The 14,688-nt window shown below is 55.1% G+C and carries 13 protein-coding genes and 3 tRNA genes; 5 read left to right on the top strand and 11 right to left on the bottom strand.

Annotated features, from left to right (window positions below; translation table 11 throughout):
• Nucleotides 1-340 precede the first annotated feature (340 nt).
• Complete coding sequence (locus tag ACG1BZ_RS18370) at nt 341-1,048, top strand: SapC family protein (RefSeq protein WP_413663078.1); 708 nt, start codon at nt 341-343, stop codon at nt 1,046-1,048.
• Nucleotides 1,049-1,187: 139 nt separating this feature from the next.
• Nucleotides 1,188-2,270, top strand: a complete 1,083-nt coding sequence (locus ACG1BZ_RS18365) for a sulfite exporter TauE/SafE family protein (protein WP_413663077.1) — start codon at nt 1,188-1,190, stop codon at nt 2,268-2,270.
• Nucleotides 2,271-2,388: 118 nt separating this feature from the next.
• Here the strand turns inward: ACG1BZ_RS18365 and ACG1BZ_RS18360 are convergent.
• From ACG1BZ_RS18360 to ACG1BZ_RS18310, 11 genes are all read right to left on the bottom strand, one after another.
• Nucleotides 2,389-2,463, bottom strand: a tRNA-Gln gene (locus tag ACG1BZ_RS18360).
• Nucleotides 2,464-2,502: 39 nt separating this feature from the next.
• Nucleotides 2,503-2,579 (bottom strand) — tRNA-Met (locus ACG1BZ_RS18355).
• 92 nt (nt 2,580-2,671) lie between these two features.
• Nucleotides 2,672-3,625, bottom strand: a complete 954-nt coding sequence (locus tag ACG1BZ_RS18350; RefSeq protein WP_413663076.1) for a DMT family transporter — start codon at nt 3,623-3,625, stop codon at nt 2,672-2,674.
• 58 nt (nt 3,626-3,683) lie between these two features.
• The gene (gene ychF / locus ACG1BZ_RS18345) at nt 3,684-4,775 is read right to left on the bottom strand and encodes a redox-regulated ATPase YchF (RefSeq protein WP_413663075.1); all 1,092 of its coding nucleotides are present in this window, start codon (nt 4,773-4,775) and stop codon (nt 3,684-3,686) included.
• Nucleotides 4,776-4,980: 205 nt separating this feature from the next.
• Nucleotides 4,981-5,577 (bottom strand): aminoacyl-tRNA hydrolase, encoded by a 597-nt coding sequence (gene pth, locus ACG1BZ_RS18340; RefSeq protein WP_413663074.1) that lies wholly within the window; start codon nt 5,575-5,577, stop codon nt 4,981-4,983.
• Nucleotides 5,578-5,582: 5 nt separating this feature from the next.
• Nucleotides 5,583-6,203, bottom strand: a complete 621-nt coding sequence (locus ACG1BZ_RS18335; protein ID WP_413663073.1) for a 50S ribosomal protein L25/general stress protein Ctc — start codon at nt 6,201-6,203, stop codon at nt 5,583-5,585.
• Between the two features lie 189 nt (nt 6,204-6,392).
• Complete coding sequence (locus ACG1BZ_RS18330; protein ID WP_282934570.1) at nt 6,393-7,322, bottom strand: ribose-phosphate pyrophosphokinase; 930 nt, start codon at nt 7,320-7,322, stop codon at nt 6,393-6,395.
• A 355-nt stretch (nt 7,323-7,677) separates the two neighbouring features.
• A tRNA-Gln gene (locus ACG1BZ_RS18325) sits at nt 7,678-7,752 on the bottom strand.
• Between the two features lie 11 nt (nt 7,753-7,763).
• Nucleotides 7,764-8,669 carry a 4-(cytidine 5'-diphospho)-2-C-methyl-D-erythritol kinase gene (gene ispE, locus ACG1BZ_RS18320; protein ID WP_413663072.1) on the bottom strand — a complete coding sequence of 302 codons (906 nt, stop codon included), beginning with the start codon at nt 8,667-8,669 and terminating at the stop codon, nt 7,764-7,766.
• Nucleotides 8,670-8,755: 86 nt separating this feature from the next.
• Nucleotides 8,756-9,403 (bottom strand): lipoprotein insertase outer membrane protein LolB, encoded by a 648-nt coding sequence (lolB, locus tag ACG1BZ_RS18315; RefSeq protein WP_413663071.1) that lies wholly within the window; start codon nt 9,401-9,403, stop codon nt 8,756-8,758.
• Nucleotides 9,387-11,204, bottom strand: coding sequence for a tetratricopeptide repeat protein (locus ACG1BZ_RS18310; protein ID WP_413663070.1), 1,818 nt, complete (start codon nt 11,202-11,204; stop codon nt 9,387-9,389). Before ACG1BZ_RS18310 ends, lolB begins: the two co-directional genes overlap by 17 nt.
• 237 nt (nt 11,205-11,441) lie before the next feature.
• Here ACG1BZ_RS18310 and hemA point away from each other — a divergent pair, with 237 nt between their 5' ends.
• The 3 genes from hemA to prmC are packed head-to-tail and all read left to right on the top strand — an operon-like array spanning nt 11,442 to nt 14,676.
• The gene (gene hemA, locus ACG1BZ_RS18305) at nt 11,442-12,719 is read left to right on the top strand and encodes a glutamyl-tRNA reductase (protein WP_282933939.1); all 1,278 of its coding nucleotides are present in this window, start codon (nt 11,442-11,444) and stop codon (nt 12,717-12,719) included.
• Nucleotides 12,716-13,798 carry a peptide chain release factor 1 gene (gene prfA / locus ACG1BZ_RS18300; protein WP_282933938.1) on the top strand — a complete coding sequence of 361 codons (1,083 nt, stop codon included), beginning with the start codon at nt 12,716-12,718 and terminating at the stop codon, nt 13,796-13,798. The genes hemA and prfA overlap by 4 nt, the downstream gene beginning before the upstream one ends.
• A gap of 50 nt (nt 13,799-13,848) precedes the next feature.
• Nucleotides 13,849-14,676 carry a peptide chain release factor N(5)-glutamine methyltransferase gene (prmC, locus tag ACG1BZ_RS18295; protein ID WP_413663069.1) on the top strand — a complete coding sequence of 276 codons (828 nt, stop codon included), beginning with the start codon at nt 13,849-13,851 and terminating at the stop codon, nt 14,674-14,676.
• Nucleotides 14,677-14,688: the final 12 nt, after the last annotated feature.

Genomic DNA, 14,688 nt, shown 5'->3' with positions numbered 1-14,688 from the left:
GAGGTGAGGGTGGGGCGATACAGGTGATGACCTACCTGTCAGGGTTGGCTAACTGATACTCGATTCGTCGATTTTGAACATTGCTGAGTCGTTTGAAGGGAGGAGCAGTGAATTTAGTTGGTTCGACAGTCTTGAATAGTGCGAACTTAACCAAATAAATTTGTCTTTAGGTTAATGTTGGCGGACTTTGTTTGCCAGCTGGGCTTCTTCCCTGTTTAATGCTGGCTTTGGTTTCCGGCGACTGTCGGGAAGCACTTGTCATCGTAGATGCGTAGAAAAGTGGTACGTTAGGGTATCTCTGAAAATTTAGTAACTATAAAAGTAGCTAGGAGTTGTACTTATGGCACAGATCAAAGCTTTGGATAAAAAGGCACATGGCAACCTGAAACTCACCCAAGACATTACTTTTGACCATGTAAGCAGTAATCATGTCCTGCCGCTGGTAGTTCAGGAGATAGTACAGGCAGCCCAGAGCTACCCGATCCTGTTCGTTAAAGACCAGAATGCTGATCAGTTTAAAGTTGTGGCGCTCACGGGCTTGCGCCCTGGTGAAAACCTTTTCTCGGGCGCTGATGGCTGGAATGGCAGCTACATTCCGTTGCAAGTGCGTACTTATCCGTTTGTTTTGGTGAAGAACCCAGACAACGCTGATCAGGCCATACTGTGTATCGACGAAGACTCCAAGATGTTGAGCGACTCTGAAGGTGAAGCGCTGTTCGATGGGGAAGGCGAGCAAACTGACTTCCTGAAGAATCGCGCCCAGGCGGTGGTTGAAACTGCACAGCGTGTTGCAGTGACTGACTCTTTTATCGAGTTCCTGGTTTCCAAGGACTTGCTGACCCAGAAGAAACTGACTCTCCGTGTTAGCGAAGATGACAAGCCTTACGATCTGACAGGTTTCTTTGTTATCGATGAAGAAAAGCTTAACAAGCTGTCTGATGAAGACTTCTTGGAGCTGCGTAAGCGTGGCGCGCTGCCGGCAATCTACGCCTCTATGATGTCCTCTATGCAGGTTCAAAACCTGATCCGCAAGAAGCGCTTGAACTAATTGCGCTTTGCCCGGCAGCTGAGTCTGCCGGGCGACCCTTCTAGCCGTGACAGGCGAACTCGCCAAATCTTGTCTTGATCCCATCTCACACTCGTACCACTATTGTCTCCCTCTGACGCTTTAGCTCACAAATAATAAGATGAAAAACGTGGCGCGATTCTCTCTTCGCTATTGGTTCGCTTGGTTGGTTCTGTTTTACGGTGTTTGGTTGTTCCTGATTTTACAGGGCGAGAACCTGGCCCTGGCGCTCGAGCATTGGTCCATGGCCCTGGCGATGGCGCTGGGTAGCTATGCCGCAGGTTCTACGCCGATGGGAGGCGGGACAGTTGGGTTTCCCGTGTTGGTGCTGTTTTTTGATATGCCGGCAAGCCTGGGTCGCGACTTTAGTTTTGCGGTTCAGTCGATAGGGATGGTCAGTGCCAGCTTGTTTATTCTCTGTCGGCGCCAGCAGTTGGCCTGGTCGATGTTGCGGGGGGCACTGCTGGGCTCTCTTCTGGCGACTCCCGCCGGTATCCTACTGTTTGCCCCTCTGATACCCGAACTCTGGGTGAAGCTTTCCTTTGCCGTCCTCTGGGGCAGTTTTGGCATTTTTCATTTGTATCGCCTCAGCGAAATTACTGATTGTGAGCACGCGGGGGACCTTCAGTGCCCAACAGATTTTCGTGTCGGCTTGCTATTGGGTGCTTTTGCCGGCTTTTGCGTGGTGGCAGTTACCGGTGTGGGTGTGGACATGCTGGTGTATGCGGCTCTTGTGTTGTTGAGCAGGGTGGATCTCAAGGTGGCGATCCCTACATCCGTGGTGATCATGGCATTTTGCTCGGTACTCGGAGTAATAGTGAAGTCGCTGGCGGGAGATTGGCAGCCTGGGGTGTTTGGGAATTGGCTGGCGGCGGCACCCGTAGTGGCCCTGGGGGCGCCTCTGGGCGTATTTGTTGTTAGCTTGCTGGGACGCAAACCGACCCTGTTGATTGTGGCCTTCCTGTGCGTTGTGCAGCTTGTGTGGACTTGTATGTCCGAGAGTGAGGCTATGAAGGGATATGGCGGTCCGCTAGTAATACTGGCATTGCTGTGCTGCCTGGCGGGGTTTGAGTGGTTGCGGGCCCTTGGTTTGCGCAGGGAACAAGTGCGAACGCCTGCAGCAACTTCAGGTACTACTGCCCTTGAGTCTGATAGTGCCGGAGCAACCGTTATGGAAGCGAATGGTGTGGTGCTGCCCGAGTAGTTGATTTTTGGATTGCGTTCGCCGGGCGAATTCTGGCGAACTATTCTCAGAATCAGATAAAAACTGTTGAGCTTTTGATTGCTGCCCAGACTTGGGCCTGCTAGATAATTTGGGAATATGGCTGGGGCGGAAGGATTCGAACCTTCGCATGACGGGATCAAAACCCGCTGCCTTACCGCTTGGCTACGCCCCAGTTTCAAGGTTCACAAAGAATAGTCTCTGTGATTTGAAATGGTAGCAAGGGGGAGACTCGAACTCCCGACCTCAGCATTATGAGTGCTGCGCTCTAACCGGCTGAGCTACCTTGCCATTTCTTTTGTTGTCTCGGCTGTCCCGAGGGCGCGCATTATTAAACGATGGGCCGGGGGTGTCAACACTTTTTTTGTATTCTTTTCAGATAGTTAGCGATTTTTTTCATCTGATGCCCGGGACTGCTCAGAACCACGCTTGGAACTGATTGCGGCGAGGGCAGAACCGAGTACTACGGCGCCGGCGCCGGCCCAGCTAATCCAGTTGAGCGGCTCAACTGTAATATAGTTGGGCCAGATAGAGCTAATCAGCGTACTGAACAATAGGGTGATGACTGGCACTAATGACAGGGTTGCGCTGACACTGGATGCCTCCCAGTGCGCTAGTGCCTTGCTAAAAGCCCCATAGGCGATCAGCGTATTGGCGGTGAGAAACGCTAAAAGCGCCCACTCGAGCCAGCCCAGGTGGGAAACCTTCATTGGCTCCGCCATGGGCAGGAAGAACAGGGTCCCTGCGATATAAATCACTACCAGTAAATCCTGGGGTGTTGCGCGGCTCAATATTTTCTTCTGGAAAAAACCGTAAATAGCCCAGGTGACAGCGGCGATCAGGATATAGCCGAGCCCTAGCAGGTATTCGCCGCCGGCGCCACTGGTCAGCTCTTCCAGGCGCTGGTTAAAAAATAGCAGTAGCCCGATTACTACCAGTACCACGCCGCTCCACTGACGCAGAGAGAAGCGCTCTCCCAGCCAAAGCACGCTGGATATCAGTAGAAGCAGGGGGGCCAGCTGGATTACAACCTGAGCGGCACCAGGGGTGATGTAATTGAGTCCACTGGCGTAGGCGAGGTAGTTCACAAGAAGGCCGGCAACGGCTAGGAAGGTGAAAAGCAGTAAGCCGCGACTGAATAGTGGCTTGAGCTGTAATTTGCGCGCTTGTCCGTAGTAGGCGCCCGCTAACAGTGCTGCACCGGCAAAGCGATACCAGGTGGCGGTACCGGGACTGATGTATTCGAGAAGTCCTTTGAGAGCGATGGGCAGGGTTGCCCACATAAATACGGTAATCAGCGCCAGGGGCAGGCCGACTTTCCAGTTTGATTGAGCCATGGAATTTACACGGGTGGCGCGCCTCCCCGAGGTGGGGAGGCAAAAAAAGGAGAGGCGGTTAGACGTTAAAACGGAAGTGGATTACGTCGCCGTCGGCGACAATGTAGTCCTTGCCTTCCAGGCGCCATTTACCCGCGTCTTTAGCGCCGGCCTCACCGTTGTTGTCAATGTAATCGCTGTAGCTGATCACTTCTGCGCGAATAAAACCCTTTTCAAAATCGGTGTGGATTTTACCGGCGGCGTTGGGAGCGGTGGCGCCCAGTGGGATGGTCCAGGCACGAACTTCCTTCACGCCAGCGGTGAAGTAGGTGTGCAGGCCCAGCAGTTGGTAGCCGGCGCGGATCACGCGATTCAGCCCCGGCTCTTCCATACCCAGTTCTTCCAGGAACTCCTGCTTCTCTTCGTCGTCCAGCTCGGCAATTTCCGCTTCGAGCTTGTTGCAGATAGGTACCAGTACCGCGTTTTCTTCAGCGGCGATGGCAGCTACAGCATCCAGGTGCGGATTGTTCTCGAAGCCATCCTCGTCCACGTTGGCGATATACATGGTGGGCTTGATAGTGAGCAGGCTCAGTTCGCGCAGGTCTGCCAGTTCGTCTTCTGAAAGCTCGAAAGAGCGCAGCGGCTTGGCTTCATCCAGGTGTGGCTGGATTTTTTCCAGCAGCGCTTTCATCTTGATCGCGTGCTTGTCCTGCCCCTTGGCGGCGCGGGTAAAGCGTTGTAGGGCCTTTTCCACAGTGTCCAGGTCGGCCAGGGCTAACTCGGTGTTGATTACCTCGATATCCGCTACCGGGTGTACCTGGTTGGCAACGTGGATAACGTTATCGTCTTCGAAGCAGCGAACAACGTGGGCGATAGCGTCGGTCTCGCGGATATTGGCGAGGAACTTGTTACCCAACCCTTCCCCTTTGGAGGCGCCCGCAACCAGGCCGGCGATATCGGTAAATTCCATGGTGGTGGGAATGACCTTTTCCGGTTTGACGATCTCAGCCAGCTTGTCGATGCGGGGATCTGGTACTGGCACGACACCGGCATTGGGCTCGATGGTGCAGAAGGGAAAGTTTTCCGCATCGATACCCGCTTTGGTCAATGCGTTGAATAGGGTGGATTTGCCCACATTAGGTAGGCCGACAATACCGCAAGTAAAACCCATGGTGATATTTTTCCGTTTGCCCGAGGCGCATACAGCGCGCTCTGCTAATTGCGTTTGAGGTCCGGTAGTGATTGCGCTGGCGGGATTTTGGATGGGCGGGATGTCTCGGCCACCACAGGGTCCGGGCCAGCCGGGAAAATACCGGCAATTTAGCGCAGCACACTATCGAGATTTCCGCGGCAAAAGGCAAGCCGGCGGGTGGGATCTATTTGTTGGTGTGCAGCGTTTTCATGGCTGCGCCCCAGTCGCCGGAAGCGGCGGTGGGCAGAACGTCGATCGAGCGATCGATCGCATCAGCCAGTGTTTCCTGTTCCGCCCTGGGGGCTCGCTGGAGTACAAACCGGGCCACTTCGCTCGAGCTGCCGGGGTGGCCAATGCCGAGTCGCAGGCGCATAAAGTTTCGGTTGTTGCCCAGTGCGGCAATGATATCCCGCAGGCCATTGTGTCCGCCGTGACCGCCGCCGGCTTTCAGGCGCGCGATACCGGGGGCCAGGTCCAGCTCATCGTGAGCGACCAGAATGGCTTCCGGGGGAATCTTGAAGAAGTTCGTCAGTGGGCCGACAGATTGACCACTGCGATTCATATAGGTGGTGGGAATCAGCAGCCGGATATCCTGGCTGCCGACCCGCACACGGCCAGTGAGGCCGTGATATTTGCTGTCGAGGCTGAGCTGGGTGCCTTGTTGGCGGGCCAGCTCGACAACAAAGTCGGCACCGGCGTTGTGTCGCGTCCGATCGTATTCCGGTCCGGGGTTTCCCAGGCCGACAATCAACTGGATCGGAGTATCCGGTGCCGCAGCCAAGGCGATTACTCTTCGCCTTCGCCAGCTTCGGCTTCAGCTTCCACAGCGCCGCGAGGCTTGTGGATAGAAGCTACAACCAGATCGTGGTCTGCACCGTGGCTCAGTGCCACAGACTCAACACCTTCCGGCAGTTTCAGGTCGGAGATGTGCAGTACACCGTCCATTTCCAGGTCGGCCAGGTCCACTTCGATGAACTCAGGCAGCTTGCCGGCAGGAGCGTTAACTTCCAGCTCGGTCAGGGTGTGGGAAACGATACCGCCAGCCTTAACACCTTTGCTGCTCTCTTCGTTCAGGAAGTGCAGAGGTACTTTAACGTGTACTTTGGTGTTGGCAGATACGCGCTGGAAGTCGATGTGCAGCAGCAGGGCTTTAGCCGGGTGACGCTGCAGGTCGCGCAGGATAACTTTCTCTTCTTTGCCGTCTACGTCAACAGTCAGCATGGAGGAGAAGAAAGCTTCGTTTTCCAGAGCTTTGGTCAGGTCTTTGTGCAGCACGGAGATAGAAGCAGGCTCTGCTTCACCGCCGTAGATGATGCCGGGTACACGGCCTTCCAGGCGACGCAGGCGGCGGCTCGCACCTTTCCCTTCATCGCTGCGGGCAATGGCGTTCAATTTAATATCAGACATGGGATAAACCTCGGGTTGTCTGTCCAGAGTGACCTGCGACCGGACCGCTCTGGCATGGATGTTAAATGGGCACTGGGCCCAAAAGTAATCGCCCGGCTGTGCCGGGCGGGCGCGTATTCTACGGGAATCAGCGCTAAAGGCAAAGTGCCCCGGTATACGGGGCGCTGGGATACCTTGATCGGCAAGTTCCTAGCGGAACATTGCGGACAGGGATTCCTCATTGCTGATACGGCGCATGGACTCGGCCAGCATTGCAGACAGGGTGAGCTGGCGAATTTTTGGTGCCTTCTCCATTTTGTCGCCCAGGGGGATGGAGTCGGTAACTACCAGCTCATCCAGAACGGAGTTGTTCAGGTTGGTGATGGCGTTGCCGGACAGTACCGGGTGGGTACAGTAGGCGACAACTTTCTCGGCGCCGTGCTCTTTCAGGGCGTTGGCGGCGTTACACAGGGTGCCGGCGGTGTCGACCATATCGTCTACCAGCAGGCAGGTGCGGCCGCTGACTTCACCGATAATATTCATGACTTCGGCAACATTGGCGGCCGGACGGCGCTTGTCGATGATAGCCAGTTCGCAGTCGAGGCTCTTGGCCACGGCGCGGGCGCGCACAACGCCGCCGATATCCGGGGATACCACCACCAGGTTCTGGTACTTCTGGCGCTCGATATCGTCGAGCAGGACAGAGGAGCCGTAAACGTTATCCACAGGAACGTCGAAGAAGCCCTGGATCTGTTCCGCGTGCAGGTCGACGGTTAATACGCGGTCGATACCTACGCTCACCATCATATCGGCAACCACTTTTGCGGAAATCGGCACGCGCTGGGATCTTACGCGGCGATCCTGGCGGGCGTAGCCAAAGTAGGGGACTACAGCGGTGACGCGGCCGGCGGAGGCGCGGCGGAGGGCGTCTACCAGCAGGATCAGTTCCATCAGGTTGCGGTTGGTAGGTTGGCAGGTGGATTGCACCACGAAAACGTCGCGGCCGCGTACGTTATCGGTAATTTCTACTGCAATCTCGCCGTCGGAGAAGCGCTTGACCGTGGCTTCACCCAGGGGGATCGCCATATGGTCGACAACCTTCTGTGCCAGTTCCGGGTTTGCGTTGCCGGTAAAGACCATTAAGTCAGCCACTGCGAGTTCCTTTAATTCTGTCTTGAAGTGAATTGAAGTGTAGATGCCTGCATATTTGCTAGCAGTCAGGGTTTTTGCTGCAACACTTTTGCGTTGAGCGGCGCACTGTTGCGCGGATAAAAACAGGGTTTTGGCCACAGTTTTTTTCCTTGCTCAACGGGTTGCTCTGGGTGCGTGCTCGCACAACCATCGGGCGCTTGCACTCAAGTCTGCCTTCAGGATTCTTTAAAAATTGGGGGGTGGCTCTGTAAAGCCCTGTGCGAATGGCCTGGGCCGGCTGGATCAGCGTAGACTGAATCATGTCGGAACCGGTTTTTGACTGTGCCATTGCATATAAAGAAAGTGGCTGGGGCGGAAGGATTCGAACCTTCGCATGACGGGATCAAAACCCGCTGCCTTACCGCTTGGCTACGCCCCAGTAATGTTTCCTCAAAAATCTGAGGAGATTTTCGCTAGCGCTTGATGTGTCGGTGAAACCAATACACCCGCTGCTGTAAAACCCTGCCACGCTTCAGGCAGTTTGGCGTGTGCCTCAGTGGCCGCCTCTGCCGTAGGGAATGCTGCAAAAACGCAGCCCCCGGTGCCGGTGAGTTGTGCCGGAGCAAATTGCTCGAGCCATTCTCTGGCATCGCGTATTTCAGGGTAGAGCTGCTCAACTAATGGCTGGCAGTCATTGCCGGAAAATGTTTCCAGTTTTTCGCTGCCGAGTCGCATCTCGTTGGCCTGCTCCTCGCGAAGGGCCGCTAATGTAATTGCGACTGAATCTCTTGTCAAACGTGAATCGCGAAAAATTTTTGCAGTGCTCACTTCGCAACCAGTTGAGACAACCAGGTAGTGGTGTTGCTCGGTGGTTATTGGGGTTAATTTTTCACCAACCCCTTCCGCCCAAGCGGTGCGCCCGCGCACAAAAACTGGAATATCCGCGCCCAATTGCCGCCCCAGCTCCGCCAGTTTATCGATCGATAAATTGCACTGCCATAAGTGGTTGAGCCCGAGCAAAGTGGTGGCGGCATCGCTACTGCCTCCACCGATGCCGCCGCCGTGAGGCAACTTCTTTATCAACCGAATAGAGGCGCCGAGAGAATTTTGTCGGTCCGGCTCAGCTTGTTTGCGCAGTAATTGAGCTGCGCGATAAACCAGGTTGTCCTCTTCAGCCACATCCAGCTGGCCTGCATCGACACTGACAATGCCATCGCTGCGCTCACTGAATTCCAATAAGTCGCCGAAATCGAGAAGTTGGAACAGGGTTTGTAACTCGTGATAGCCATCCGGGCGACGGCCGAGAATGCGCAGAATCAGGTTGAGTTTTGCTGGGGCGGGCAGGGTTAGCAGCATGAGGCAAAAAGAGGTTAATCAATTACAGGGTCACCATAATACCTGCATGCTGCGATTTGGGCATTGGCAGAGTTATGTGAAACTCTCTACAAACCCCAGTCTTTAATCACCAGGGTGACGGATACCGGGCCAGTAGGACTGTTGGTTTGTGCTTTGATCCGGGTTGGCAGCATAAAGGGGCCTTCGCTGCGATATTCACTAAAACTCAAGGCCCAGCCGGATTGTTGCAGGCTTTGCAGCTGGCCCTGGGCGTTGCGCTGCTCACCACTTTTGGCGCCGGGCGCGGGAAGACCGCGCACCCAGTAGAACATCTCCCGGGCGGGCAGAGGCCAGCCCAGTGCTTCTTGGGTTAGCTGTGCCGGGTTGCGCGCATAAATTGGCGGCTCGCTACCACGCACCAAACTGACGCCACCGGCTGAGCCGGTGATGACGGTAGTACCCGCTCCGAGCGGACCGCTGAGATGCAGGCGAAAATTCTCTGCACCGCCCTGAAGCCAGGCCAGGTTAGCGCTGCCGTTTTCTTTGGGGGAGCGAACACCCAGCTTGCCCTTGAGATTCCACTGGGTAAATTCAGCGACTGTTTGCGGCGTTGGATTTTGATTTTCAGTGGGGGAGCCTGGCTCCGGTTCCTGTTTGGTTTTTTGACCGGCACAAGCGGAAACCATTATTGCCAGACATGCCAGCAGTAACAGATAGAATCTTCGCGCGGTTGTCTTGTCAGCTATCTGATGCATGTTGTTCCAGTGACTCTTTGATTTGTAGGCGCTTCATGGCAGCCGGAATAATTTTGCTGTGGGGATTCAGCAGAAGGCCTTTTCTCCACATATTCATGGCGGCTTCTCTGTTTCCCTGAACCCAGAGTACTTCACCGAGGTGTGCGGCAATTTCGTGGTCGGGCAACTTTTCCATCGCCTGCCGCAGATACTTTTCCGCAGCTTCGTGATTGCCGAGACGGTACTCTATCCACCCCATGCTGTCGATTATTGCCGGGTCCTCAGGCTCGAGTTCCAAAGCGCGGCTGATCAATTGGTAGGCTTCTGTGTGCCGGGATTTATCTTCAATCAGTTTATAACCGAGCGCGTTGAGAACTGTGGCGTTATCGGGATTTCTTTCCAGCAGGTTTCTCAAGTCCTTTTCGAATTGTTGTGCGTTGCCGAGTTGGTCATGCAACAGCGCGCGAGTGTACATCAAGCGACCGCTGGTGCTGTTGGTTTGTAATGCCTCGTCTACTCGCTGTAAAGCCATACTGGCTTCACCACTTTTGCGAAGTAATTCGACCTCCATCAGGTAAAAATGTTCTTCCTGAGTGGGGTGTTTTTTTCTCAGTTCAGCAAACCACTCCCGGTTAGTGTTGTACTGTTCGAGGCTCGCCAGTAATTCCGTACCGCGAGTAATGGCTTCTACGTAATCACTACCGGGCCCCACTTCGCGGAAATATTTAATTGCATGGGAAAAATCCCCAGATTTTTCTGCAATGCTGCCCAGGTAAAAATAAGCAGCGGATTCGTGCTGCTGTAATTCAAGTAGTTGGGTAAAGAGGACTTTGGCCTCGTCAGTTTGCTCGGTCTCGTACTGAATTAGGGCCAACGACAAAATCAGGTTGCCATCTTCAGGGCGCTGCTTAACCAGTTCGGCAAACTGCTTGCGTGCCAGGGCCAGGTCCTCCCGAATCAACAGGCGGGCGTACTGAAGGCGCAGGCGGCTCTCGGAAGGATGGATGCCGACGAGTCGCTCGAGAAGGGAAATGGCTTCCTTGCGCTTGCCCTGATCAACCAATAGATGACTTTCCAGCAGTGGTGCATCCAGTTGGTCTGGATGGTGCTCTTGGACGCGGCGCACCAGGGACAGGGCGCGGGCAAATTCCCTTTCGGTGCGCAGTACCATGGCATAGGCGAGCACGACCTCGTCATCGAGGGGATAGACTTTTGCCAGTCGGGCAAACTCCCGCTTGGCTTGTTCCGTGAGTTGCTCGTGCCCAATAGCGGTTGCTGCGAGAGATTGCATGGGTGGGTTGCCGCCGAGTTCCAGGGTTTTACTGGCGTGAATCAGGGCTGTGTGTAAGTCGCCGGACAAAGTCAGCTCGGCTGTGAGGGCCAGCTGTGCATCGGCGTTTTGTGGCTCAAGCTCTACCCATAGCCTGGCTGAATCCAAGGCGGCCTGGCGGGCATTTAAAAAGCGGGCAATGCGTGTAGCGCGGGCGGCAACCCCGGGATCTTTGGTGACCTCCGCCTGGTGGTAGTAATTGGCTAGTGCAACGTCGTACTGCTCGCGGATACCGGCGACTTCGGCCACCAGAAGGGTGTAGAAGGTATCAATAGGGAAAGTTTTAGCTTCCGGCCCTTCTGACTCAGTGGTTTCCTTCCCCTTAAGGTTGCTCGGCTCCAGTGCTGTGCTCGCGATTTCTGTAGAGGGGGCTGCCGGCGTCTGGTGCTGGGTACAAGAAGCAAGTATTACGGATACGGCAAGGAATGCGGCAAGCTTGAGCTGGTGGCTGGAAATTCGGGTTGGAAGCTGATGTGCGCGAGGTGGGAGCATAGATCGTGTCCATACGTTACGTTGTCGCTGAAAGCGGGGTATTACTGGCGTGTTTTAAACGATTATCGCCATATAATTCTAGTCGTGAATCGGGTTTGGAACGGTGGTGGGCAGTGGCTCTTGCCAAATCGGCGGGCAATTTTACTGCCTCTTGCGCTTGCAAGGGAGACGGCTGCCTATGAAAATGCGCTCCCAGTGCGGTTTCCGCCTTTTAAGATTTAATGCTAACGGAAGTCTATGCCAATTCTTACCCTGGGTATCAACCACGATAGCGCGTCGGTCGAAGTGCGCGAGCGGGTGGCCTTTGCCCCCGAGGTGATGCCCGGCGCACTGGGAGATGCGCGAAAAGCACTGGGGTGCCGCGAGCTGGCCATCCTGTCTACCTGCAATCGCACCGAAATATACGGAAATGTGGAGTCAGAAGCCCTGTTGCAATGGCTATCTGAATACCACCAAGTGCCCCTGGAGCAGCTCAAGGGCTGTGCCTATGTGTACAGCGATGAAGAAGCGGTACGCCATATGATGCGCGTTGCCTGTGGTCTCGATTCCCTGGTGTTGGGTGAGCCGCAGATCCTCGGCCAGATCAAGTCCGCCTATGCGGTGGCGCGGGAATCCGGCAGTGTTGGCAGTGAACTGCACCGGGTATTCCAGCGGGTGTTTACCGTCGCCAAGAAGGTTCGCACCGAAACTGCAATCGGTGAAAACCCGGTTTCTGTTGCCTACGCTGCTGTTTCTCTGGCTTCGCGTATCTTCACCGACCTGAAAAAGCAGACTGCCCTGTTGATCGGTGCGGGAGAGACCGTGGAGCTGGTTGCCCGCCATTTGCTCGATCAGGGAATCAAGCAGGTCATTGTTGCCAACCGCACATTGAGCCGGGCCCAGTTGCTCGCAGAGAGCTTTGGGGCCGAGGCAATCCTGCTTGCGGATATCCCCGAGCATCTGGCGCGCGCGGATATCGTTATCAGCTCCACCGCGAGCCAGCTGCCGATCCTGGGTAAGGGAGCGGTCGAATCGGCGCTGCGCAAGCGTCGGCACAGCCCCATGTTTATGGTGGATATTGCGGTACCCCGTGATATCGAATCAGAAGTTGGCGAGCTGGATGATGTTTATCTGTATACAGTGGACGATCTGCGCGGGGTTATTGATGAGGGCAAGCGCTCCCGAGAGAAAGCAGCGGAGGCCGCTCAGGAAATCGTAAATGCTGCAGCGGCTGAATTTACCAAAGAGAGCCGCTCTTTGGAGGCTGTGGATAGTATTCGGAGCTACCGGCAGCGAGCCCAGGAAGTGAGCACTTCCGAACTTGAACGGGTACTTTTGCAGCTGGAAAAAGGCGAGGACCCTCGTCGACTGATGGAGCAGCTCGCTCGCTCTCTCACTAATAAATTAATTCATGCACCCACCGTCAGTCTGAAAAAAGCCACGGCGGAGGGTGATATTGAGCGTTTGCGTATCGCTCGCGAGGTCGTTGGGTTGGATGATCTCACCGATATCGATTTAGAGAAAAAGCATCAATGAAAGAATCGTTACTGAATAAACTGGAAACCTTGCTTGAGCGCCACGAGGAAGTATCTGCGCTGTTGGGCGACGCCGACGTAATTGCTGATCAGGATCAATTCCGCGATCTTTCCCGCGAGTATTCTGAGCTGGAAGAAGTGGTGAAATGCTACGGCGCTTACAAACAGTTGCAGGAAGATATGGTCGCGGCTCGGGAGATGCTGGGGGAAGATGACCCGGAAATGCGCGAAATGGCTCAGGAAGAGCTGCGCGAGGCTGAAGGTCAAGTGGAGCCGCTGGAGCGAGAGCTACAGACTTTGCTGTTGCCGCGCGATCCTAACGACAGAAAAAATGTCTTTCTGGAAATTCGCGCAGGAACCGGTGGTGATGAAGCAGCTATTTTCTCCGGTGATCTGTTCCGCATGTACTCTCGCTATGCGGAGAAGCAGGGATGGCGAATAGAAATTGTCAGCGAAAATCTCGGTGAGCACGGCGGTTACAAGGAAATTATCACTCGCGTCGCCGGTGAAGATGTCTACGCAAAATTAAAATTTGAGTCCGGTGCGCACCGGGTACAAAGGGTTCCTGAAACAGAATCCCAGGGTCGTATTCACACTTCGGCTTGTACGGTCGCGGTGATGCCGGAGCCGGATGAGCGCGATGCGATTGAAATTAATAAAGCGGATTTGCGTGTGGATACCTACCGTGCATCCGGTGCCGGTGGTCAGCACGTTAACAAAACCGATTCCGCTGTGCGCTTAACCCATATTCCCACGGGGATTGTGGTGGAGTGTCAGGACGAGCGCTCCCAGCACAAAAACAAAGCCAAGGCGATGGCACTGTTGCAAGCGAAGCTCAATACTGCGCAGGAAACGGCGGCGGCCCAGGAAATTTCCGATGCCCGCCGCAGCCTGGTGGGCAGCGGTGATCGCTCTGAGCGAATCCGTACCTACAACTATCCCCAGGGCCGGGTTACCGATCACCGTATCGGCCTCACTCTCTATAAACTCGATGAGATTATGCAGGGGTCTCTGGGGGAGGTGATCGGGCCATTGCGTACGGAATACCAGGCCGACCAGTTGGCGGCACTGGCCCAATAAATCCAGATTTTTTACGCCGCCTCGAGCGGCGTTTTTATAGGTTTTTCTCCATGACCAGCGTCAAGGAAAATATCGCACGCTGCGCCCAATTAACCGATAGCGACAGCGCGCGCCTGGATGCAGAGCTTCTGCTCGGCAGTGTGTTGGGGCGCGAGCGCACCTGGCTCTATACCTGGCCGGAATACGAATTGAATGAAGCTGAGCAAGTGCGCTATGAGCAGTTGCTCCAGCGCCGGCAAGCGGGAGAGCCGGTGGCACACCTTATCGGTGAGCGCGAATTTTGGTCCCTATCGCTAAAGGTGGATTCCTCCACCCTGATCCCCCGCCCGGACACTGAATTGTTGGTGGAGACCGCGCTGGAGTTTTTCCCCCAGGGCAGGTTGCGAGTACTGGACCTGGGCACTGGCACTGGTGCTATTGCACTGGCTCTGGCGTCGGAGCGACCGGGATGGGAAATTATTGCAGCGGAGAAATCATCCGCTGCGGTAGCACTGGCAGAGGAAAACCGGCGCTCCCTCAAGTTGCAAAATGTGCAAGTTATCCAGAGCGATTGGTTTTCCAGTTTAGAGCCACAGCCGTTTTCCCTGATCGTTAGCAACCCTCCCTATATCGATGCATCTGACCCGCACTTGGTGCAGGGCGATGTGCGCTTTGAGCCCCGCACTGCGTTGGTGGCAGAGCGACAGGGTTTGGCAGATATTGAGCATATCGCCACAACCGCTAGCGATTACCTGGAAAACGATGGCTGGCTAATGGTGGAGCACGGTTGGCAGCAAGCTGAGAGCGTGCGGGATATTTTTTCTGCGGCGGGATTGAATAAAGTTTCAAGTCGCAGGGATTATTCCGGTTGGGAGCGAATTACCTTAGGGCAAAAATAGTGATACCTGCGG

Origin of the sequence: Microbulbifer sp. CNSA002 (genome assembly GCF_047324085.1) — a bacterium.
GTDB lineage: Bacteria > Pseudomonadota > Gammaproteobacteria > Pseudomonadales > Cellvibrionaceae > Microbulbifer.
The sequence above is the reverse complement of the archived record's forward strand: the minus strand, read 5'-3'. Positions and strand labels throughout refer to the sequence as shown.